Origin of the sequence: Enterobacter cloacae complex sp. P12RS, assembly GCF_014895875.1 — a bacterium.
GTDB lineage: Bacteria > Pseudomonadota > Gammaproteobacteria > Enterobacterales > Enterobacteriaceae > Enterobacter > Enterobacter bugandensis.
Genome location: NZ_JADBQO010000036.1, coordinates 12,399 through 33,370 on the forward strand (window position 1 = coordinate 12,399; position 20,972 = coordinate 33,370).

Here is a 20,972-nt window from a genome sequence, read left to right on the forward strand (position 1 = left end):
CCTTGTCAGCTTTCGTCACGCAGCGTACTGCGTTTTACATCATTACGACGTCAAACTGCTCCTGGTTATAGAGCGGTTCAATTTGTACTTTTACCTGTTTGCCGACAAAGATTTCCACTTCCGCCAGCGCGTGCGACTCTTCGCCTTTCAGGGCTTCAGCCACCGCAGGGGAAGCATAGACCAGAAAACGATCGGAGTCGTAGGCATGATGGACACGGACAATTTCACGCATGATCTCGTAGCAGACCGTCTCCACCGTCTTTACCGTTCCGCGTCCATGGCAGGTTGGACACTCATTACACAGGACATGTTCCACGCTTTCGCGGGTCCGTTTCCGGGTCATTTCCACCAGGCCGAGCTGCGAGAAGCCGTTAATGCTGGTCTTCACGCGATCTTTACTCAGCGCCTGTTCCAGCGAGTGCAGCACACGACGACGATGGTCTTCATTACTCATATCGATAAAGTCGATGATGATAATGCCGCCGAGGTTGCGCAGACGAAGCTGACGCGCAATCGCCTGCGTGGCTTCGATGTTGGTGTTGAAGATGGTGTCGTCCAGATTGCGATGACCGACAAACGCGCCGGTGTTGATATCGACGGTGGTCATCGCTTCGGTCTGATCGATGATCAGATAGCCGCCGGACTTCAGTTCGACCTTGCGTTCTAGCGCTCGCTGGATCTCGTTTTCGACATCATAGAGATCGAAGATCGGCTGACGCCCGGTGTAATGCTCCAGCAGGCCCGGCATTTCCGGGATGTATTCAGCGGTAAACTCCAGAAGCGCTTCATACGTCAGGCGAGAGTCCACGCGAATGCGGTCGAGTTGGGCATCGGCAAAGTCACGCAGCACGCGCTGCGCAAGCGCCAGCTCACCGTACAGCTGGTAGCGAGTCTGGTTGCGTTTTTTACGCTCCATCACTTTGGTCCAGACGCGCTTCAGGTAAGCCGCATCCGACGCCAGGTCTTCTTCGCTGATCCCTTCTGCAGCGGTACGGATAATAAACCCGCCCTGTTCATCGCAGTAAGCGCTGACCACTTTCTTCAGCCGCTCGCGCTCGCTTTCGCTCTCAATACGCTGCGAAACGCCCACGTGCGACGCGCCGGGCATAAAGACCAGATAGCGGGAAGGTAAGGTAATGTCGGTGGTCAGACGGGCACCTTTGGTGCCAAGGGGATCTTTCACCACCTGCACCATTAAGTCCTGGCCCTGACGCACCAGCTCGGAAATGTCGCGCACGGCAAACTGCTTTTGCTCTTCGCCCGCGACGCACTCGGTGTGCGGCATGATGTCGGAGGCATGTAAAAATGCCGCCTTATCCAGTCCAATATCTACAAAAGCCGCCTGCATACCCGGCAGTACACGACTGACACGACCTTTGTAGATATTGCCTACTATTCCGCGCCGCGCTTCACGCTCAATATGAATTTCCTGAAGAATGCCACCGTCAATATAGGCCACACGGGTTTCCGATGGCGTTACGTTTACCAACAATTCAGCCGTCATAATTATCCCTTCCCTCACGCAGTGAGTTAAAATTGCTCAGCAACTCATACGTTTCCACCAGCGGTAAGCCGACTACGGCGTGATAGCTGCCATTAATCTTCCTGACAAAACAGCCACCCAACCCTTGAATACCGTATGCACCTGCTTTATCCATCGGTTCACCGCTGGCAATATAAGCGGCGATCTCGTCGTCGGTAATCACTCTGAACGTGACATCCGTAACCACCAGGCAATCCAGCACGTGCTGGCTGTCCGCCAGCGCGACGGCCGTCATCACCTGATGCGTTTGCCCGGACATCTTGCGCAGCATGCGCGCCGCATGGTCGGCGTCATGCGGTTTCTCGAGGACTTCACCGTTAAGGATAACGATGGTATCTGCTCCCAGCACGGGCAGATCGCGCGGCACGCAAGCCACGCCCGCCTGCGCTTTCTCGCGTGCCAGGCGAGACACGTACTGCTGAGCACTTTCGCCCTCAGCACGTTTTTCTTCAATGCCGGTCACGATGCGTTCAAAAGAGACCCCTAACTGCGTCAGGAGTTCCTGACGGCGCGGGGAGCCGGAAGCAAGATACAGAGACGTCATAGAAACCTTTTATTGCACAGCAAACTGCTGGCGAACCTTACGCATCAGCAGGAATAGCCACGGCCAGAGCACACCGTTTACTACACTACTCCAGAACACTTCCGGTCGGAAAGAGACGTTGATCACTAAAAACTCTGCCCAGAAAACAACGATATCCGCAGCAAGCGACAACAGCATCACGACCAGGGCCTGTTGCCAGAGCGCGAGGTTACGGAAGAGCTGGAATTTCAGTGCGACGAGGTACGCAATAATGCTCATGGACAGGGCGCGCACGCCCAGCGTAGAGCCACTAATGAGATCCAGTATGGCACCCATCACAAAACCCGTGCCGACATTTACGCGATGCGGCAGGGCAAGGATCCAGTAAAGTAAAATGAGCAAGACCCAGTTTGGCCGGAAAACGAGAATGTTATCCGGCCAGGGCATAATCTGCAGCAACAGTGCAATGAGGAACGAGAGCCAGATGACCCAGCGTCCCTGGCTACGATAGCTTGCCACTACTGCCCTCCCGAAGAGAGTTTAGGCGGTGGCGGCGCATCAGGCTGCGGCTGCGTTAACCCGGTTGCCGGCGCAGGCACGGGCGCAGGCGGCCCCATAGAGTCCGCTGGCGGAAGAACCTGCGGCATCATCTGCATCAGGCGTTCGTTCGCCACGCGATGCACCTCTTCAGGCGTCATCGGGTTAGCACCGTTACGATCGGCACCCCAGAGCAGCAGCAGGTAGCGCAGACGCTGTAAACCGGCGGTTGGACGGGCCTGAATCACGGTGTATGCACGCTGCGTATCCAGCTTAACCGAAGAGACCACCGCAACCGGGTAACCTTCAGGGAAGCGTCCACCGAGACCGGACGTCACCAGCACGTCGCCGACACGGATGTCCGTATTAGCAGGCAGATGTTCCAGCTGCAGATCGTCCGTGCAGCCGTTACCGGCCGCAATCACGCGGATATCGTTACGCAGGACCTGGATCGGCAGTGCGTGGGTGGCGTCGCAAATCAGCAGCACGCGGCTGGTCAGTTTGGCGACGGCAACGACCTGGCCTACTACGCCCTTATCACTGATGACGGGCTGACCTTCATACACCCCGTTCACGCTCCCTTTGTCGATCACAACCTGATCGCTGTAAGGGTCGTTCACGGTGGAGATCACCTGGGTAACCATCTTCTGCTCGTCCTGACGCAGCGGCGAGCCGAGCAGTTCACGCAGACGCGCGTTTTCCTGCTTGTATTGCCCCAGCATCAGCAGTTCGCTGTTTTTCAGCAGCAGTTCCTGGCGTAATGCCCGGTTTTCAAGTTCGAGCTGGTCTCGTGAAGACAGCGTTTGAGAAACGGAGTCGAGCAGTTCACGGGGACCATTTGATATAAAGTAGAAAGGACTGACGGCGGTATCCATGTACGTTCGGATCTGGCTGAACGTACCGAGGCGGCTATCGGCAATAATGACGCCAAGCGCAACCAGAACCGCCAGAATGAGGCGAAACTGTAGCGATGGGCCACGGCTAAAAATTGGCTTCATAGGCTATGCGTATTCTCGTGTCAGAGAGAAAGGGTAGCGATTCGCTACCCTTTCACCATGACTACTCTTCGCTGAACAAGTCGCCGCCGTGCATGTCGATCATTTCCAGCGCCTTGCCACCACCGCGGGCGACGCAAGTCAGTGGATCTTCTGCAACTACGACAGGAATACCTGTCTCTTCCATCAACAGGCGGTCGAGGTTACGCAGCAGCGCACCACCACCGGTCAGAACCATACCGCGCTCGGAGATGTCGGACGCCAGTTCTGGTGGGCACTGTTCCAGCGCAACCATTACCGCGCTCACGATGCCCGTCAGTGGTTCCTGCAGTGCTTCCAGAATTTCGTTGGAGTTCAGGGTAAAGCCGCGTGGAACACCTTCCGCCAAGTTACGGCCACGCACTTCGATCTCACGCACTTCATCGCCCGGATACGCAGAACCGATTTCGTGTTTGATACGCTCTGCGGTGGCTTCACCGATCAGAGAGCCGTAATTACGGCGCACGTAATTGATGATGGCTTCATCGAAGCGGTCACCACCGATACGTACGGAGGAGGAGTACACCACGCCGTTCAGTGAGATAACGGCCACTTCAGTGGTACCACCACCGATATCCACCACCATAGAACCGGTGGCTTCAGAAACTGGCAGACCTGCACCGATTGCCGCAGCCATTGGCTCTTCAATCAGGAACACTTCACGTGCGCCTGCACCCTGGGCAGATTCACGGATTGCGCGACGTTCTACCTGGGTTGCGCCAACCGGCACACACACCAGAACACGCGGGCTTGGGCGCATGAAGCTGTTGCTGTGAACCTGCTTGATGAAGTGCTGAAGCATTTTTTCAGTCACGAAGAAATCAGCGATAACGCCGTCTTTCATTGGGCGAATAGCGGCGATGTTGCCAGGGGTACGACCCAGCATCTGCTTCGCGTCATGACCCACTGCGGCCACGCTTTTCGGCGAGCCTGCACGATCCTGACGAATGGCCACAACAGAAGGCTCATTCAATACGATGCCTTGTCCTTTTACATAAATAAGGGTATTCGCGGTACCCAGGTCAATGGACAGGTCATTGGAAAACATGCCACGAAATTTTTTCAACATACTAAGGGATAATCCTGAAAGCTGGGGCGGAAAACAAAATCCGCTTACTTTACCAACCACACGCAGCAGCGACAAGGCGCAAAAATCATCTGCAACGGTGAAAATTTGTGCAGTACGTTTCCTGTTGTTACAAATTCATCCCCTGACTCCCTCAGGGCTGAGTAAACAGTCGTGTTCCTCACTGATATTTGTAACCCATTAAAGGTCGTTCACTGGCTTTTTGCTCGACATACTCAAAGCTACAGGCGCGATATTCTACGTGAAAACAACGTAAACGGCAGGTCAAACAGAGTATCTTTGCAAATATTTTTTCACGTTGGTGTCAAGCGGCTGAGAGGCGGCAAAAAAATCGCCCTGACCGCCCGTCACTCCGCGCTCTGTTAACATCTGCCATTCGCCTCTGGAGCGCACGCCTGCGGCAAATACCTGTGTTCGCGTTCCCTTACACGCTTCAACCAGACTCTGAACCAGCAGCTGGTTTTCCGTGCGCTTCTCAATATTCCTTACCAGCCCCGGATGTAGCTTTAATAGCTCCACATCCAGCTCCTTGATCCAGCTGGTACTGACCAGCGTTAAACCCGCCTGCGTTACCGCGACACGGGCACCCAGCGCGTTGATCAAACGGACCACCGGACGCAACCGGCTGATGTGTTGACCCACATCCGCCTCAGCAAGTTCAAAAATAATGCGTTTGCGTTGCGATTTTTCGCATTGCATTAATGTATCACGCAGCCAGCGCTGAAAACGCGGGCGTATTAATGACTCAACGGTAACCTGTAACGCCAGATTCTCTTCAGGCCAGAATGATAAAAATGGAATCAAGCGTGTAATTTGCTGGCGGTCATACTCTTCGGAGAGCCCAAATTGCAGAACCATCGGCAGATATTCCGCAGAAATAACCTCTTCCGTCCCGTCGAAAATACGGCACATCAATTCCCGGTGGTGGACAAAACCGTTCTTCATGACCGCCGGTTTTTGATAAATACGCGGCCCGCCGCGACTCAGCATTTGCTCAATCAAAGTACGCCAGCGCACGTTTCCACGCCCTTTTTCAGGCAGCGAATCATCATAGACCGCCCATCCGTTCGCCCCTTGCAATACCGCGTTGCGGGTGGCCGCTTCCGCATGCTCCATCACCTGCTCTGTCGACTGTCCGCCGCGCCAGGCGCAAATCCCCATATGGACCATATCGTCTCTGTCGAGCATTTTGCTCTGCGGCAGCGCGTCGACGGCCTTAAGTAGCTGGCTGGCAATGCTTTCTGATTCCTTCAACGTGCGATGCGGCAGCAATACGGCAAAGTCGCTGCGGTGGTAGCGGGCCAGCAGCGCCCCCGGATAGCGCATAATAAAGGTGGAGAGCAGGTTGATCAGCGTAAAGAGATTTTCTTCCGCCGCCCGCTGCCCCCATGTATCGCGCAGCAGATCGAAATCGGGCAGGCGAATCATCATCACCACCCCGTGCGTGCCCACTTTTTCCGGATCGTCGAGCAGCGTGGCGAGTTGATTGTCAAAGAAAAGGCGGTTGTTAAGGCCGGTTTTATTATCCTGCGCGGCATAAGAGCGGATCAGCGTATCCATTCGGCTGCGCTGGTCGCTGGCAAACTGGATCTCTGAGAGCAGCGTATCCAGCGCGCTGCTGGCGCGTGAGGGCCATTCATGGACCGAGCCGCGAACCTGCGGGCCGCGTTCACCGTTCAGGATGCGCACGGAGCGAATCTCCAGCAGTTCCTGGCCTGAAAGCTGGCGGCGCAGCCAGCGGACCGCGAGAAAAATCAGCAAAATAATGAAGGCGACGGCAACAGTAAGCGGCGCGGTGGTCATCATAGAACGGAAATAGCTGGCCATCGGATCGAGGTAGACCATGTGTATGGTCATCCCCGGATTTTTGAGGGAGTGCACCGTTACTTCCCGATACTGGCTCACCACGCCCGCAGGTCGATAGCTGTCCTGTCGTTCATGGCTTAAAACCGGATGCTTTCCCTGCTGGATGTCGATCTGAATAATATCAACCGGCACCATCAACTCATCCAGCTCCCGGGATAGCTCAGGAAGTGGAGTGGTCAGCAGACGCGTATCAATGACCGACGCAACGGACTGCACCCGGTTGACCAGTTTGTCCTGAATGGCGTTATAAAAGCTCAGAGAGCAACCAAGAAGCGTGACAAAGATGGTAAGCCCCGTCAGCAGGGTGATAAAAGCCGAGAACTTCGTCGTTAATCGCATCCTTGAGATTACTCCGTGGGTTGATGGGGTAGCGAGTAAGCGCTAACTTGCATTTCAAATGCGGCATACTACCAAACCTGGCGTATCTGGCAATTTATTGCGTTAAATCGGCATTGCTTTACCCTGAGCGAGTATAGTCTTCAGGAACTCTTTTCCAATCATCTGAGCCGTGAGGACCCCGTATGCAGGCTTTAATCTTAGAACAGCAGGACGGCAAAACGCTTGCCTCCGTACAGGACGTAGAAGAGACTCGCCTGCCGGAAGGCGACGTCACCGTCGACATCGACTGGTCCAGTTTAAATTATAAAGATGCGCTGGCGATCACCGGCAAGGGTAAAATCATCCGAAATTTCCCTATGGTGCCGGGTATTGATTTTGCTGGCCGGGTTCATAGCAGCGAAGATCCCCGTTTTCATGCGGGCCAGCAGGTGCTGCTCACCGGCTGGGGCGTGGGCGAAAATCACTGGGGCGGACTGGCAACGCAGGCGCGCGTGAAGGGCGACTGGCTGGTGCCTATGCCGAAAGGCATAGATGGCCGCAAAGCGATGATCGTTGGTACCGCAGGCTTTACCGCCATGCTGTGCGTGATGGCGCTGGAAGAGGCGGGTGTTCGCCCCGAGTCGGGTGAAATTGTTGTGACCGGGGCCAGCGGTGGCGTGGGCAGCACGGCGGTCACGCTGCTGCACAAGCTGGGTTATCAGGTTGCGGCGGTTTCCGGCCGTGAAAGCACGCATGATTATCTGCGCCAGCTCGGCGCCAGCCGCATTCTTGGCCGCGATGAGTTTGCCGAGACCCGCCCGCTGGAAAAACAGGTCTGGGCAGGTGCGGTGGATACCGTCGGTGACAAGGTGCTGGCAAAAGTCCTGGCGCAGATGAACTACGGCGGCTGCGTGGCAGCCTGCGGCCTGGCGGGCGGATTTGCCCTGCCAACGACCGTCATGCCATTTATTCTGCGAAACGTCCGCCTGCAGGGCGTGGATTCCGTGATGACGCCTGCGGCTCGCCGTGCAGAGGCATGGGAGCGTCTGGTGCGCGATTTGCCGGAATCGTTCTATACCCAGAGCGCTACCGAAATTACGCTCAGCCAGGCACCTGAATATGCCAGTAAGATCATGGATAACCAGTTCCACGGCCGCGCGCTGGTGAAAATCGCCTAATCTTCAAATTTTCGTGACATATTCGCGCTAACGCTTCTCCTCCGTCATGCTTAGAAAAACGCATGATGGAGGATGCCATGAAAAACCGAAAACTGACGGAAGCCGACGTAACGTCTGAATCTGTCTTTATGTTACAGCGCCGCCAGATCCTGAAAATGCTTGGCATCAGCGCCACGGCACTGACGCTCTCTCCAGCGGCACACGCCGACCTGCTCGACTGGTTTAAAGGCAACGATCGCCCTAAGGCGCCTTCCGGTGCCCCGCTTACCTTTACCAAACCCGCAGAATGGCAAAACACGCTGGCGCTCACGCCGGAAGATAAAGTCACCGGCTACAACAACTTCTACGAATTTGGTCTGGATAAAGCCGATCCTGCCGCCAATGCCAGCAGCATGAAAACCGATCCGTGGACGCTGAAAATCGACGGTGAAGTGGCAAAACCTCTGACGCTGGACCATCACGATCTGACCACCCGCTTCCCGCTTGAGGAGCGTATCTATCGCATGCGCTGCGTAGAGGCCTGGTCGATGGTGGTGCCCTGGGTAGGCTTCCCGCTGCATAAGCTGTTGGCGATGGTTGAACCCACCAGCAACGCAAAATACGTCGCCTTCCAGACGCGCTACGCCCCGGACGAGATGCCGGGGCAGAAAGACCGGTTCATCGGCGGCGGGCTGGAGTATCCGTACGTTGAAGGGTTACGTCTTGACGAAGCCATGCATCCCCTTACCCTCCTGACCGTCGGCGTTTACGGCAAGGCGCTTCCGCCGCAGAACGGTGCCCCCATCCGTTTAACCGTGCCGTGGAAATACGGTTTCAAAGGGATTAAATCGATCGTCAGCATTAAGCTGACCCGCGAACGTCCGCCGACGACATGGAACCTGGCGGCGCCGGGTGAATACGGCTTCTTCGCCAACGTGAACCCGCATGTGGATCATCCCCGCTGGTCGCAGGCGACGGAACGCTTTATTGGCTCTGGCGGCGCGCTGGACGTGAAGCGCCAGCCCACGCTGCTGTTTAACGGGTATGCGGATGAAGTGGCGTCCCTTTACCGTGGCCTCAATTTACGGGAGAACTTCTGAGTGCGTTTAACGGCAAAGCAGATTACCTGGCTGAAAGTGCTGCTGCATTTAGCCGGGATACTTCCTTTTATCTGGCTGTTCTGGGCGGCCAGCCAGGGCCTCTTTAGCGCCGATCCGGCAAAGGATATCCAGCATTTTACCGGTCGGATGGCTCTGAAATTTTTGCTGGCCACCTTGCTCGTCTCGCCGCTGGCGCGCTACGCTAAACAGCCATTATTGATACGCACCCGTCGGCTTTTGGGGCTATGGTGTTTTGCCTGGGCGACCCTGCACCTCACCAGTTACGCCCTGCTGGAACTGGGAATTAACAATCTGACACTGCTTGGCCGCGAGCTGGTAACACGCCCTTACCTGATGCTGGGCATTGTTAGCTGGCTGATCCTGCTGGCGTTAGCGCTGACATCCACGCAATATGCGCAGCGAAAGCTGGGCCGTCGCTGGCAGTTGCTGCACAACTTCGTCTATCTTGTCGCGATCCTCGCCCCCATTCATTATCTGTGGTCGGTGAAGATCCTCTCTCCGCAGCCGGTCCTTTACGCGCTGGCAGCCGTGGCGCTTTTAGCATGGCGTTACAAGAAGTTCCGCCAGTGGTTGCGATAGTTCGCGAAACTGTGCGTTTTCCCGCAGATTACCTCTCAACCGTAAATCTTTTTTGGATTGCGGTTGATAATCTTCCCTGATAAGACCAGTATTTAGCTGCCAAATGCTACGAAATCGTTATAATGTGCGACCTTGGTTCGCCTGACAGCGGTTTTAGGCCTCTGAAAAGGTGACATTTGCGCTTCGACGGTATATTTTGTTTTTTACCCGAAAATCGCAGGAGATAGCGGCATAATGACTGATAAGTTCCACATCTTAGTTTTAAACGGACCGAACCTGAACATGCTCGGCACCCGTGAGCCAGAGAAGTACGGCACGCTGACAATGAGCGAAATTGTTAACCGTCTGAGCACGGAAGCAGCCTCGCTGAATGTGGATTTGGATCATTTTCAGTCAAACGCGGAGTACGCAATCATCGACCGTATTCATCAGGCTAAAGACACTGTGGACTATATCCTGATCAATCCGGCCGCGTTTACGCACACCAGTGTTGCTATCCGCGACGCACTGCTCGCGGTGAGTATCCCGTTTATCGAGATCCACCTGAGTAACGTGCACGCCCGAGAGCCGTTCCGCCACCATTCGTATCTGTCGGATATCGCTGCTGGCGTTATCTGCGGACTGGGCGCAGACGGCTATTCATACGCTTTACAGACAGCGGTAAAACGCTTGTCACAATCACACTAAACAAGAGTACGGAACCCACTCATGGATATTCGTAAGATTAAAAAACTGATCGAGCTGGTTGAAGAATCAGGCATCTCCGAACTGGAAATTTCTGAAGGCGAAGAGTCTGTACGCATCAGCCGTGCAGCCCCAGCCGCTAGCTTCCCGGTAATGCAGCAAGCTTACGCTGCGCCAGTGCAGCAGCCTGCGCTTTCCGCAGCCGTTGCGCCAGCAGCAGCTGAAGCCGCACCTGCCGCTGCAGCAGAAATCAGTGGTCACATCGTACGTTCCCCAATGGTTGGTACTTTCTACCGCACCCCGAGCCCGGACGCGAAGGCGTTCATCGAAGTGGGTCAGAAAGTCAACGTAGGCGATACCCTGTGCATCGTTGAAGCGATGAAAATGATGAACCAGATCGAAGCTGACAAGTCAGGTACTGTGAAAGCGATTCTGGTCGAAAGTGGTCAGCCGGTTGAATTTGACGAGCCGCTGGTCGTCATCGAGTAACGAGGCGAACATGCTGGATAAAATTGTTATCGCCAACCGTGGCGAGATTGCACTGCGTATTCTTCGTGCCTGTAAAGAACTGGGCATCAAGACCGTGGCCGTGCACTCAAGCGCGGATCGCGATTTAAAACACGTATTGCTGGCGGATGAGACGGTCTGTATTGGCCCGGCTCCGTCCGTAAAAAGCTATCTGAACATCCCGGCTATCATCAGCGCCGCTGAAATCACCGGCGCGGTGGCAATTCATCCGGGTTACGGCTTCCTCTCTGAGAACGCCAACTTTGCTGAGCAGGTTGAACGCTCTGGCTTTATCTTCATCGGTCCGAAAGCCGACACCATTCGCCTGATGGGCGACAAAGTGTCTGCAATCACCGCAATGAAAAAAGCCGGTGTTCCAACCGTGCCAGGCTCTGACGGCCCTCTGACCGACGACATGGATGCTAACCGTGCTCATGCTAAACGCATTGGCTACCCAGTTATCATCAAGGCGTCCGGCGGCGGCGGCGGTCGCGGTATGCGCGTTGTGCGCAGCGATGCTGAACTGGCGCAGTCCATCTCCATGACCAAAGCGGAAGCGAAAGCGGCTTTCAGCAATGACATGGTGTACATGGAAAAATACCTGGAAAACCCACGCCACATCGAAATTCAGGTGCTGGCTGACGGTCAGGGTAACGCGATCTATCTGGCAGAACGTGACTGCTCCATGCAGCGTCGTCACCAGAAAGTGGTCGAAGAAGCGCCAGCGCCGGGCATTACCCCGGAACTGCGTCGCTACATCGGCGAGCGTTGCGCCAAAGCGTGCGTTGATATCGGCTATCGCGGGGCGGGTACCTTTGAGTTCCTGTTCGAAAACGGCGAGTTCTACTTCATTGAGATGAACACCCGTATTCAGGTTGAACACCCGGTTACCGAAATGATCACCGGCGTTGACCTGATCAAAGAGCAGCTGCGTATCGCAGCCGGTCAGCCTCTGTCCATCAAGCAGGAAGAAGTTGTGGTGAAAGGCCATGCGGTAGAGTGCCGTATCAACGCCGAAGACCCGAACACCTTCCTGCCAAGCCCGGGTAAAATCACGCGTTTCCACGCGCCGGGTGGCTTTGGTGTGCGTTGGGAATCTCATATCTACGCCGGCTACACCGTACCGCCGTACTATGACTCAATGATCGGCAAGCTCATCTGCTACGGCGAAAACCGTGACGTGGCGATTGCCCGCATGAAGAACGCCCTGCAGGAGCTGATCATCGACGGTATTAAAACCAACGTTGATCTGCAGATGCGTATCATGAGCGACGAGCACTTCCAGAATGGTGGAACCAATATCCACTACCTGGAGAAAAAACTCGGCCTGAACGAGAAGTAAGAGAGCTGTGTTGCTAAAAGGCCGGATTATCCGGCCTTTTTTTATTTCTGGGGATCGCAAAGCCCCATCATGTACAATCCCCGCTTTCTGCATCCACAAGGGACAAAAAATGGACAAACGTTTTGTTCAGGCCCATAAAGAAGCGCGTTGGGCGCTGTGGCTGACCCTTCTCTATCTTGCTGCATGGTTAGTAACTGCTTACTTACCTGACTCCGCTATTGGCATCACCGGCCTGCCGCACTGGTTCGAAATGGCCTGCCTGCTGGTACCGCTGGTGTTTATCCTGTTGTGCTGGGCAATGGTGAAATTTATCTACCGGGATATTCCGCTGGAGGACGATGATGCAGCTTGAAGTCATTCTGCCGCTTGTCGCATACCTGCTGGTCGTGTTTGGATTGTCCATTTACGCCATGCGCAAAAGAACGACCGGTGCTTTTCTGAACGAGTATTTCCTCGGCAGCCGTTCGATGGGCGGCGTTGTGCTGGCAATGACGCTGACCGCGACCTATATCAGCGCCAGCTCGTTTATTGGCGGCCCCGGTGCGGCCTACAAGTACGGGTTAGGCTGGGTACTGCTGGCTATGATCCAGCTGCCTGCCGTCTGGCTCTCCCTCGGTATTCTTGGTAAGAAATTTGCCATTCTGGCGCGCCGCTATAATGCCGTCACGCTCAACGACATGCTGTTTGCCCGTTACCAGAGCCGCTTACTGGTGTGGCTGGCGAGCTTAAGCCTGCTGGTGGCCTTTATTGGCGCGATGACGGTACAGTTTATCGGCGGGGCACGCCTGCTGGAAACGGCGGCCGGGATCCCTTACGAGACAGGCCTGCTTATCTTCGGGGTAAGCATCGCGCTCTATACCGCGTTTGGCGGGTTCCGCGCCAGCGTGCTGAACGATACGCTGCAGGGAATGGTCATGCTCATCGGCACGATTGTTCTGCTGGTGGGGATTGTTCATGCCGCGGGTGGACTCACTCATGCGGTGGAAACCCTGGAAGCGATTGACCCGAAACTGATTTCACCGCAGGGCGCGGATGATATCCTCTCGCCGACCTTTATGACCTCGTTCTGGGTGTTAGTCTGCTTCGGGGTGATTGGTCTGCCGCATACCGCCGTGCGCTGTATCTCCTATAAAGACAGTAAAGCCGTTCACAAGGGCATCATCATCGGGACGATTGTGGTCGCGGTCCTGATGTTTGGTATGCACCTGGCAGGTGCGTTAGGGCGCGCGGTGATCCCCGACCTTACCGTGCCGGATCTGGTGATCCCGACGCTGATGGTTAAAGTGCTGCCGCCCTTCGCCGCCGGAATTTTCCTCGCAGCGCCAATGGCCGCCATTATGTCGACCATTAACGCCCAGTTACTGCAAAGTTCCGCTACGATCATTAAAGATCTCTATCTGAACCTGCGCCCTGAGCAGGTTGAAAATGAACGTCGCCTGAAGCGGATGTCTGCCGTCATTACGCTGGTGTTAGGAGCTTTGCTGATGTTAGCTGCATGGCGTCCGCCGGAGATGATCATCTGGCTGAACCTGCTTGCGTTTGGCGGTCTTGAAGCCGTTTTCCTGTGGCCGCTGGTATTAGGTCTTTACTGGGAACGCGCGAACGCTGCAGGCGCGCTGAGCGCGATGATTGTTGGCGGTGTGCTGTATGCCATCCTTGCGACATTTAAGATTCAGTATCTGGGCTTCCATCCGATTGTGCCTTCGTTACTGCTAAGTTTACTGGCGTTTGTGGTGGGGAACCGTTTCGGTCAGCCCGCCCCACAACCCGCTATGATTTCTACTGATAAATAAAGAGTTTTGCCATGCCGTGGATCCAACTAAAACTGAACACAACCGGCGCGAACGCCGAAGAGCTAAGCGATGCGCTGATGGAAGCCGGCTCTGTCTCCATCACCTTTCAGGACACGCACGACACGCCGGTCTTTGAACCGCTGCCGGGCGAAACGCGCCTGTGGGGTGATACCGACGTGATCGGCCTGTTCGATGCCGAAACCGACATGAAAGAGGTGGTGGCGATTCTGGAAAACCATCCGCTGCTGGGTGCAGGCTTCGCGCATAAAATCGAACAGCTGGAAGACAAAGACTGGGAACGCGAGTGGATGGACAATTTCCATCCGATGCAGTTCGGCAAACGTCTGTGGATCTGCCCAAGCTGGCGCGAGGTTCCCGATGAAAACGCGGTGAACGTGATGCTTGACCCAGGCCTGGCGTTTGGCACCGGCACCCATCCAACCACGTCTCTGTGCCTGCAGTGGCTGGATGGTCTCGATCTGGATGGTAAGACGGTGATCGACTTCGGCTGCGGTTCCGGGATCCTCGCGATTGCCGCTCTGAAACTGGGCGCGGCGAAAGCCATCGGGATCGATATCGATCCGCAGGCCATTCAGGCCAGCCGCGATAATGCCGAGCGTAACGGCGTGTCCGATCGTCTGGAGCTCTACCTGCCGGAAGCGCAGCCAGAAGCCATGAAAGCCGATGTGGTGGTCGCAAACATTCTCGCGGGCCCACTGCGTGAACTGGCGCCATTAATCAGCGTGCTGCCGGTTGAGGGTGGCCTGCTGGGACTTTCCGGCATTCTGGCAAGTCAGGCGGAGAGCGTTTGCGAAGCCTACGCCGATCTCTTTGCGCTCGACCCGGTTGTAGAGAAAGAAGAGTGGTGCCGCATTACCGGTCGTAAAAAATAAGTATTTGGCGTGGTCCTCTGACCACGCCTTTTCTCCTCAATATTCCTCCCGCCCCTGGCCTGCCTCCGGTAAAATAACCCCACAAATCATATTGATAACTTTTGATTTGGATAATAAAAATTCACGGGAAGAATATTATGAAACACGTTTATAGCAAGGCAGCGCTGTTAGCGCTGAGCATGATCTCGGCTTCAGCATGCGCATCACACTGGAGCTACAAAGGAGAAAGTTCACCGGAGCACTGGGGTGAACTGGATGAAGCGTACAAGACCTGTAACAGTGGAATGAACCAGTCTCCCATTGATATTGATTCAACCGCTAACGCTCATCTCTCCCCGCTGCAAACGCACTACGTTGACGGCCCTGTGACGCTGACAAACAATGGCCATACTATTCAGGCAAGCGAGCAGGCCGACACTCGCGACACTATCACGCTGGATAAGCAAACCTGGACATTACAGCAGTTCCACTTCCACGCGCCGAGCGAAAACACCGTACACGGCAAGCATTACGCGATGGAAATGCACCTTGTGCATAAAAATGCGAAGGGGGAACTGGCGGTGGTCGCGGTCATGTTCGACAAAGGGGCAGAGAACCGTGAGCTTGATAAACTGTGGGACGTTATGCCTCAGCAGGCTGAGCTGAACGTCTCCATCAAGCAGGAGCTCAACCTGAATAAGCTGCTGCCGGAAGATAAAACGTACTGGCGCTTTAGCGGCTCGCTGACAACGCCACCGTGTTCAGAAGGCGTCACCTGGATCGTGCTTAAGCATCCTCTGACGGTCTCCGCCGGGCAGCTCGAGAAATTCACCCACACAATGCATCACGATAATAACCGGCCGGTACAGTCCCTCCATGGTCGTATTATCCTCGAATAACGTCTATTTTTTGCCCTGAGATCATGTTCTAAAATGCGACGCAGATCGCAAAGAAGTGGGGAAATCTGCTGTTAAAAACAGCAGATTATCCCGCTCATCTGTCGCATTTATTCAGAAATGATGAGAAGTTACGGGAAATTGTAAGCGCACATAAAATAGCCATCAGCGCATAACTCAATGATTTCAATAATGAATAATTTTAAACGAAAAGATTGCGTGGCGATTCCTTGATCTACAACAGTGGATTGTTCAAAGTTTGGCCTTTCATCTCGTGCAAAAAATGCGTAATATACGCCGCCTTGCAGTCACAGTATGGTCATTTCTTAACTCATGCGCATCGGACACCACCAGCTTAGAAATCGCCTGATCGCAGCCCCAATGGCAGGTATTACCGACCGGCCGTTCAGGACGCTGTGCTATGAGATGGGAGCCGGTTTAACCGTATCCGAGATGATGTCGTCTAACCCGCAGGTTTGGGAAAGCGATAAATCCCGCCTTCGGATGGTGCACATTGATGAACCAGGTATTCGCACCGTGCAAATTGCCGGAAGCGTGCCTGAAGAGATGGCAGATGCCGCGCGTATTAACGTGGAAAGTGGTGCCCAGATTATTGATATCAATATGGGTTGCCCGGCCAAAAAGGTGAATCGCAAGCTTGCAGGTTCAGCCCTTCTGCAATACCCCGACCAGGTGAAAGCTATCCTGACGGCGGTTGTCAGCGCAGTGGACGTTCCTGTTACGTTGAAGATTCGCACGGGTTGGTCGCCGGAACACCGTAACTGTGTAGAGATTGCCCAACTGGCCGAAGATTGTGGTATTCAGGCCCTGACCATCCACGGACGCACTCGCGCCTGTTTGTTCAATGGTGAAGCTGAATACGACAGCATTCGGGCAGTTAAGCAGAAGGTTTCCATTCCGATTATCGCGAATGGCGACATAACTGACCCGCTTAAAGCCAGGGCTGTACTCGACTATACGGGAGCTGATGCTCTGATGATAGGACGTGCAGCTCAGGGAAGACCCTGGATCTTCCGGGAAATCCAGCATTATCTGGACACTGGGGAGCTGCTTGCCCCACTGCCTCTGGCAGAGGTAAAGCGCTTGCTTTGTTCGCATGTTCGGGAACTGCATGACCACTACGGTCAGGCAAAAGGGTACCGAATTGCGCGTAAACACGTCTCCTGGTATCTCCAGGAGCACGCTCCAGATGACCAGTTTCGGCGCACATTCAACGCCATTGAGGATGCCAGCGAACAGCTGGAGGCGTTGGAGGCATACTTCGAAAATCTTGCGTAATGAAATAAAGAGCTGACAGAACTATGTTCGAACAACGCGTAAATTCTGACGTACTGACCGTTTCTACCGTTAACTCTCAGGATCAGGTAACTCAAAAGCCCCTGCGTGACTCGGTTAAACAGGCACTGAAGAACTATTTTGCTCAACTGAATGGTCAGGATGTTAATGACCTGTATGAGCTGGTACTGGCTGAAGTTGAACAGCCACTGTTGGACATGGTGATGCAATACACCCGCGGTAACCAGACCCGCGCTGCGCTGATGATGGGTATCAACCGTGGTACTCTGCGTAAGAAACTGAAAAAATATGGCATGAACTGATACTAATCAGTTAAATGCTTGTTTAAAAAGGCGCTACCTGGCATGGGGATGCGCCTTTTTTATTGTCTTATTCTTTCACCGTCAACGCTTTGTAAACCTTTGCTTATCCCGCTTTTAAACCGCTTCTTTTCGTGTATATTTCCACCACTTCAGTGGCTCTCTTCTCGCGGAATGACACAATGATTCGTAAATACTGGTGGCTGGTCGTCTTTGCAATCTCCGTTTTTCTATTCGATGCCCTCCTGATGCAGTGGATTGAACTGATGAGCACCGAAACCGACAAGTGCCGCAATATGAACTCCGTCAATCCGCTGAAATTAGTGAACTGTTCAGAACTCGATTAACACCCTGCCGTCACCAACCTCCCCGTATTACCCACTAAAAACGGGGATTTAAATCCCTTTGAGCCGTTACCTGACGGTGATAATGTCTCGCCCTTCTCAACCTCTCCTGCGTAACGTCATACTCGAGTAGAACCGACCATGCTGGTTAGCCAATACAACCCTATCCTTGTAGCCCTCTCCTTTGCTGTTGCCATCCTTGCTGCTTACACCGCGCTGAATATGGCTGCACGCGTCGCCGGAAGTCAGGGCGTCGCAGCGCGCATCTGGCTGGCGGGAGGCGGTGTTGCGATGGGCATTGGCGTATGGGCCATGCACTTTATCGGCATGCTGGCGATGGATCTCTCCATGAGCATGAGCTACAACGCGCCCCTGACGATTTTATCTATGGTCATCGCCGTGGGGTCGTCACTGTTTGCGCTATGGCTCGTCAGTTGTGAACAGCTGCGCATGCGCCGCCTGCTCCCCGGCGCTCTGGTAATGGGAATCGGTATTGTTGCCATGCATTACACCGGTATGGCGGCGCTGGAGGTGAGGCCGGGGATCGTTTGGGATACGCTGTGGGTGGCCATTTCGGTCGTGATTGCGCTTGCCGCTTCGCTTGCAGCATTGTGGCTGACCTTCCGCCTGCGTCACGAAGCCGCTCAGGTGGTGCTGATGCGCCTGGGTGCCGCCATCACGATGGGAATTGCTATCGCCGGTATGCACTACGCCGGGATGAAGGCCGCGCAGTTTCCAATGTCCACCATGGTTCACCATCAGGGTATTAACGGCAGCTGGCTGGCCGTGCTGGTCAGCCTCGTCGCGCTCTCTATTCTTGGGATCACCCTGCTGGTGTCGATGCTGGATGCCCGCCTGCAGGCACGAACCGCCCTTCTGGCCTCGTCGCTGGCAGAAGCGAACCGGGAACTTGCGCAGCTGGCGCTGCACGATACGCTGACGCGTCTGCCCAACCGTATCCTGCTGGAGGACCGGCTCGATCAGGCCATCAGCAAAGCTGACCGTGAAGGTACCCATTTCGCCCTGATGTTCATGGATCTCGACGGTTTTAAAGCCATCAATGACGCCTACGGCCATGATGTCGGTGACAGGCTGCTGGTCGCCGTTACGCAGCGTCTGCTGCATCTCCTGAAGGGCCAGTTTACCCTTGCACGCATTGGCGGCGATGAGTTTGTTCTGCTGGCTGAGGGAGAAGGTCCGGACGATGCGGCCTCGCTGGCAAATTCGCTGGTGCGGGCGATCGATAGCCCGTTCACTCTCGACCCCTACGAACTGGTGGTAACGCTTAGCATTGGTATCGCCCTGTACCCTCACGACGGCAAAACCGAACGTGAGCTGATGTTTAACGCCGACGCGGCGATGTATCACACCAAGCATATGGGCCGAAACGGCTATCACTTTTTCCAGCCCTCCATGAACACTCTGGCGCAGACCCATCTTCAGTTAATGAACGATCTGTGGATGGCCGTCGATCGCAATGAACTGCGCCTGCTTTATCAGCCAAAGTTTCACGCGCCCGCGGGCCCTCTCCTCGGGTTTGAAGCGCTGCTGCGCTGGCAGCATCCGAAGCAGGGTTTACTGACGCCGGATCTTTTCCTGCCGCTGGCGGAAAAAACCGGGCTTATCATCCCTATTGGTAACTGGGTGCTCAATGAAGCCTGTCGCCAGCTGAGAGAATGGCATCTGCAGGGGCATCGAAACTGGTCAATGGCAGTAAACCTGTCGACGCTGCAGTTCGAACAGCCCTCGCTGGTTAAAACAGTGCTCGACTGCCTGGAGCGTCATCACGTCCCGCCGGAAATGTTGATCCTGGAAGTAACGGAAACTACGGCGATGAGCAACCCCGATGAGAGCGTGCGGGTGCTGACAGAGCTGACGGATGCTGGGGTGAAAGCCTCGATTGATGATTTTGGGACCGGATATTCGAGCCTGCTGTATCTCAAGCGTTTACCGGCCTGTGAACTGAAGATAGACAGAGCGTTTGTGAAAGAGTTAAGCGGTGAAAGCGAGGATGCCACCATTGTCTCTGCGATTGTGGCCCTCGCGAAAACGCTCAACCTGAAAGTCGTGGCCGAAGGTGTGGAAACCGAAGCGCAGCAAGCCTTTTTGACGGAGCTGGGCTGTAATACCTTACAGGGTTATCTGTTAGGTAAACCCGCCAGCGCGCAGACCATCGAGGCGCTTTGTGCACGGGGTGAAATGTTGCCAGACGCTGAGCCGTAATCATTATGAGGCGACACGCGCAAGAGAGGGAGTGTCGCCAGAATACTGTCGACCAGGGCTGGCGCCTGCTGATAAAGATTAAAATTGTCGGTATTCATTAACCAGTTTTTAATGATGCCGCTAAAAAAACCGTGGAATACGATCATGGTCAGCTCAACGTTCACCTGCGACGAAATGATGTTTCGAGAAATACATTTTTCCAGCGTAACGCGTAAAGAATCATAATTGAACCCAATACGTTTCCGAATTTCATCCTCTGAAATCATATCGCTAGTAAATTCACATTTATGATACAAAATTTGTAATAGCGCACATTGACGGGGTTCGCGTGCGATATACTGAAGCGCAGTAATGAATTGCTCACGAAGTATTAACAACGGATCATCATTTTCGGAGAGAGAAAGCCTGTCGCGAATGATTTCACGTAGCGGTAATTGCTGTTCCCAGATGGCATTAAATATCTCTGCTTTACTGGTAAAGTGCCAGTAGATAGCACCACGCGTAACCTTTGCGGCATCGGCGATATCCGTCAGCGTCGTGCTGGCCACACCTCGCGTCGCAAACTGCCCGATAGCCGCCTCAATCAACTGCTGTCGGGTTTGTTGAGCCTCTTCTTTCTTTTTACGCGCCATTGACAGCTACTCTTTACTCGCAGGGTATATACATAACATCAGGTTCGGATGGTTGGAAGTATTCACTAAAAGCCGTTTTAATTTTGCACAAAAAAAGTCAATTCACTTAATCTATAAACAATCTAAATACATGCCCGCAATTAAATTCACGGAATGAATAAATTTACCGGTTAAGCTCTATTAGCCTGATTTAGTGGGAAGAAGTATAGCCGTATTTTATAAGGGACTGATTCTGATTTTCCTCTCAGGCCTCGTCATTCGCACTTATAAATTAAAAAACATTAAATACCCTCATTAT

Annotated in this window: 21 protein-coding genes; 14 read left to right on the forward strand and 7 right to left on the reverse strand. The window is 54.3% G+C overall.

All coding sequences use genetic code 11. The features are described from left to right. Positions 1-34 precede the first annotated feature (34 nt). From rng to csrD, 6 genes are all read right to left on the reverse strand, one after another. Positions 35-1,504: a ribonuclease G gene (gene rng, locus IM284_RS18610; RefSeq protein ID WP_008502847.1), complete on the reverse strand. Its 1,470-nt coding sequence runs from the start codon at positions 1,502-1,504 to the stop codon at positions 35-37. Further along, complete coding sequence (locus IM284_RS18615; protein WP_028014604.1) at positions 1,494-2,087, reverse strand: nucleoside triphosphate pyrophosphatase; 594 nt, start codon at positions 2,085-2,087, stop codon at positions 1,494-1,496. The genes rng and IM284_RS18615 overlap by 11 nt, the downstream gene beginning before the upstream one ends. Positions 2,088-2,096: 9 nt before the next feature. Then, positions 2,097-2,585 carry a rod shape-determining protein MreD gene (mreD, locus tag IM284_RS18620; RefSeq protein WP_008502849.1) on the reverse strand — a complete coding sequence of 163 codons (489 nt, stop codon included), beginning with the start codon at positions 2,583-2,585 and terminating at the stop codon, positions 2,097-2,099. Then, positions 2,585-3,601: a rod shape-determining protein MreC gene (mreC, locus tag IM284_RS18625; protein ID WP_028014605.1), complete on the reverse strand. Its 1,017-nt coding sequence runs from the start codon at positions 3,599-3,601 to the stop codon at positions 2,585-2,587. Before mreC ends, mreD begins: the two co-directional genes overlap by 1 nt. Positions 3,602-3,662: 61 nt before the next feature. After that, positions 3,663-4,706: a rod shape-determining protein MreB gene (gene mreB / locus IM284_RS18630; RefSeq protein WP_000913396.1), complete on the reverse strand. Its 1,044-nt coding sequence runs from the start codon at positions 4,704-4,706 to the stop codon at positions 3,663-3,665. Positions 4,707-4,988: 282 nt separating this feature from the next. Beyond that, the gene (csrD, locus tag IM284_RS18635) at positions 4,989-6,929 is read right to left on the reverse strand and encodes an RNase E specificity factor CsrD (RefSeq protein WP_047367034.1); all 1,941 of its coding nucleotides are present in this window, start codon (positions 6,927-6,929) and stop codon (positions 4,989-4,991) included. A 182-nt stretch (positions 6,930-7,111) separates the two neighbouring features. Between csrD and IM284_RS18640 the strand changes: the two genes are divergently transcribed. From IM284_RS18640 to IM284_RS18705, 14 genes are all read left to right on the forward strand, one after another. Beyond that, positions 7,112-8,086 carry an MDR family oxidoreductase gene (locus IM284_RS18640; RefSeq protein WP_047367033.1) on the forward strand — a complete coding sequence of 325 codons (975 nt, stop codon included), beginning with the start codon at positions 7,112-7,114 and terminating at the stop codon, positions 8,084-8,086. Between the two features lie 77 nt (positions 8,087-8,163). Then, positions 8,164-9,165, forward strand: a complete 1,002-nt coding sequence (msrP, locus tag IM284_RS18645) for a protein-methionine-sulfoxide reductase catalytic subunit MsrP (protein WP_047367032.1) — start codon at positions 8,164-8,166, stop codon at positions 9,163-9,165. Next, the gene (gene msrQ / locus IM284_RS18650; RefSeq protein WP_028014609.1) at positions 9,166-9,765 is read left to right on the forward strand and encodes a protein-methionine-sulfoxide reductase heme-binding subunit MsrQ; all 600 of its coding nucleotides are present in this window, start codon (positions 9,166-9,168) and stop codon (positions 9,763-9,765) included. It begins immediately after the preceding gene. Between the two features lie 234 nt (positions 9,766-9,999). Then, positions 10,000-10,452 (forward strand): type II 3-dehydroquinate dehydratase, encoded by a 453-nt coding sequence (gene aroQ / locus IM284_RS18655; protein ID WP_047367031.1) that lies wholly within the window; start codon positions 10,000-10,002, stop codon positions 10,450-10,452. A gap of 21 nt (positions 10,453-10,473) precedes the next feature. Further along, complete coding sequence (gene accB / locus IM284_RS18660; RefSeq protein WP_008502856.1) at positions 10,474-10,938, forward strand: acetyl-CoA carboxylase biotin carboxyl carrier protein; 465 nt, start codon at positions 10,474-10,476, stop codon at positions 10,936-10,938. A gap of 10 nt (positions 10,939-10,948) precedes the next feature. After that, positions 10,949-12,298, forward strand: coding sequence for an acetyl-CoA carboxylase biotin carboxylase subunit (gene accC / locus IM284_RS18665; protein WP_003860388.1), 1,350 nt, complete (start codon positions 10,949-10,951; stop codon positions 12,296-12,298). A 109-nt stretch (positions 12,299-12,407) separates the two neighbouring features. Next, on the forward strand, positions 12,408-12,650 hold the full coding sequence (locus IM284_RS18670; protein WP_006178860.1) for a YhdT family protein: 243 nt from the start codon (positions 12,408-12,410) through the stop codon (positions 12,648-12,650). Further along, a complete protein-coding gene (gene panF / locus IM284_RS18675; RefSeq protein WP_028014612.1) occupies positions 12,640-14,091 on the forward strand; it encodes a sodium/pantothenate symporter in 1,452 nt (483 codons plus the stop codon). The genes IM284_RS18670 and panF overlap by 11 nt, the downstream gene beginning before the upstream one ends. Positions 14,092-14,102: 11 nt before the next feature. Next, positions 14,103-14,984, forward strand: coding sequence for a 50S ribosomal protein L11 methyltransferase (gene prmA / locus IM284_RS18680; RefSeq protein ID WP_041907816.1), 882 nt, complete (start codon positions 14,103-14,105; stop codon positions 14,982-14,984). Positions 14,985-15,121: 137 nt separating this feature from the next. Then, complete coding sequence (locus IM284_RS18685; RefSeq protein WP_047367030.1) at positions 15,122-15,862, forward strand: carbonic anhydrase; 741 nt, start codon at positions 15,122-15,124, stop codon at positions 15,860-15,862. Positions 15,863-16,192: 330 nt separating this feature from the next. Continuing rightward, complete coding sequence (gene dusB / locus IM284_RS18690) at positions 16,193-17,158, forward strand: tRNA dihydrouridine synthase DusB (RefSeq protein ID WP_008502861.1); 966 nt, start codon at positions 16,193-16,195, stop codon at positions 17,156-17,158. A gap of 23 nt (positions 17,159-17,181) precedes the next feature. Beyond that, positions 17,182-17,478: a DNA-binding transcriptional regulator Fis gene (gene fis / locus IM284_RS18695; protein ID WP_000462905.1), complete on the forward strand. Its 297-nt coding sequence runs from the start codon at positions 17,182-17,184 to the stop codon at positions 17,476-17,478. Between the two features lie 179 nt (positions 17,479-17,657). Further along, complete coding sequence (locus IM284_RS18700) at positions 17,658-17,822, forward strand: DUF2556 family protein (RefSeq protein ID WP_014885446.1); 165 nt, start codon at positions 17,658-17,660, stop codon at positions 17,820-17,822. A 138-nt stretch (positions 17,823-17,960) separates the two neighbouring features. After that, positions 17,961-20,042 carry a bifunctional diguanylate cyclase/phosphodiesterase gene (locus IM284_RS18705; protein ID WP_047367029.1) on the forward strand — a complete coding sequence of 694 codons (2,082 nt, stop codon included), beginning with the start codon at positions 17,961-17,963 and terminating at the stop codon, positions 20,040-20,042. Here IM284_RS18705 and envR read toward each other — a convergent pair. Then, positions 19,958-20,674, reverse strand: a complete 717-nt coding sequence (gene envR, locus IM284_RS18710; RefSeq protein WP_193055863.1) for an acrEF/envCD operon transcriptional regulator — start codon at positions 20,672-20,674, stop codon at positions 19,958-19,960. The two genes, IM284_RS18705 and envR, sit on opposite strands and share 85 nt — an antisense overlap. Positions 20,675-20,972: the final 298 nt, after the last annotated feature.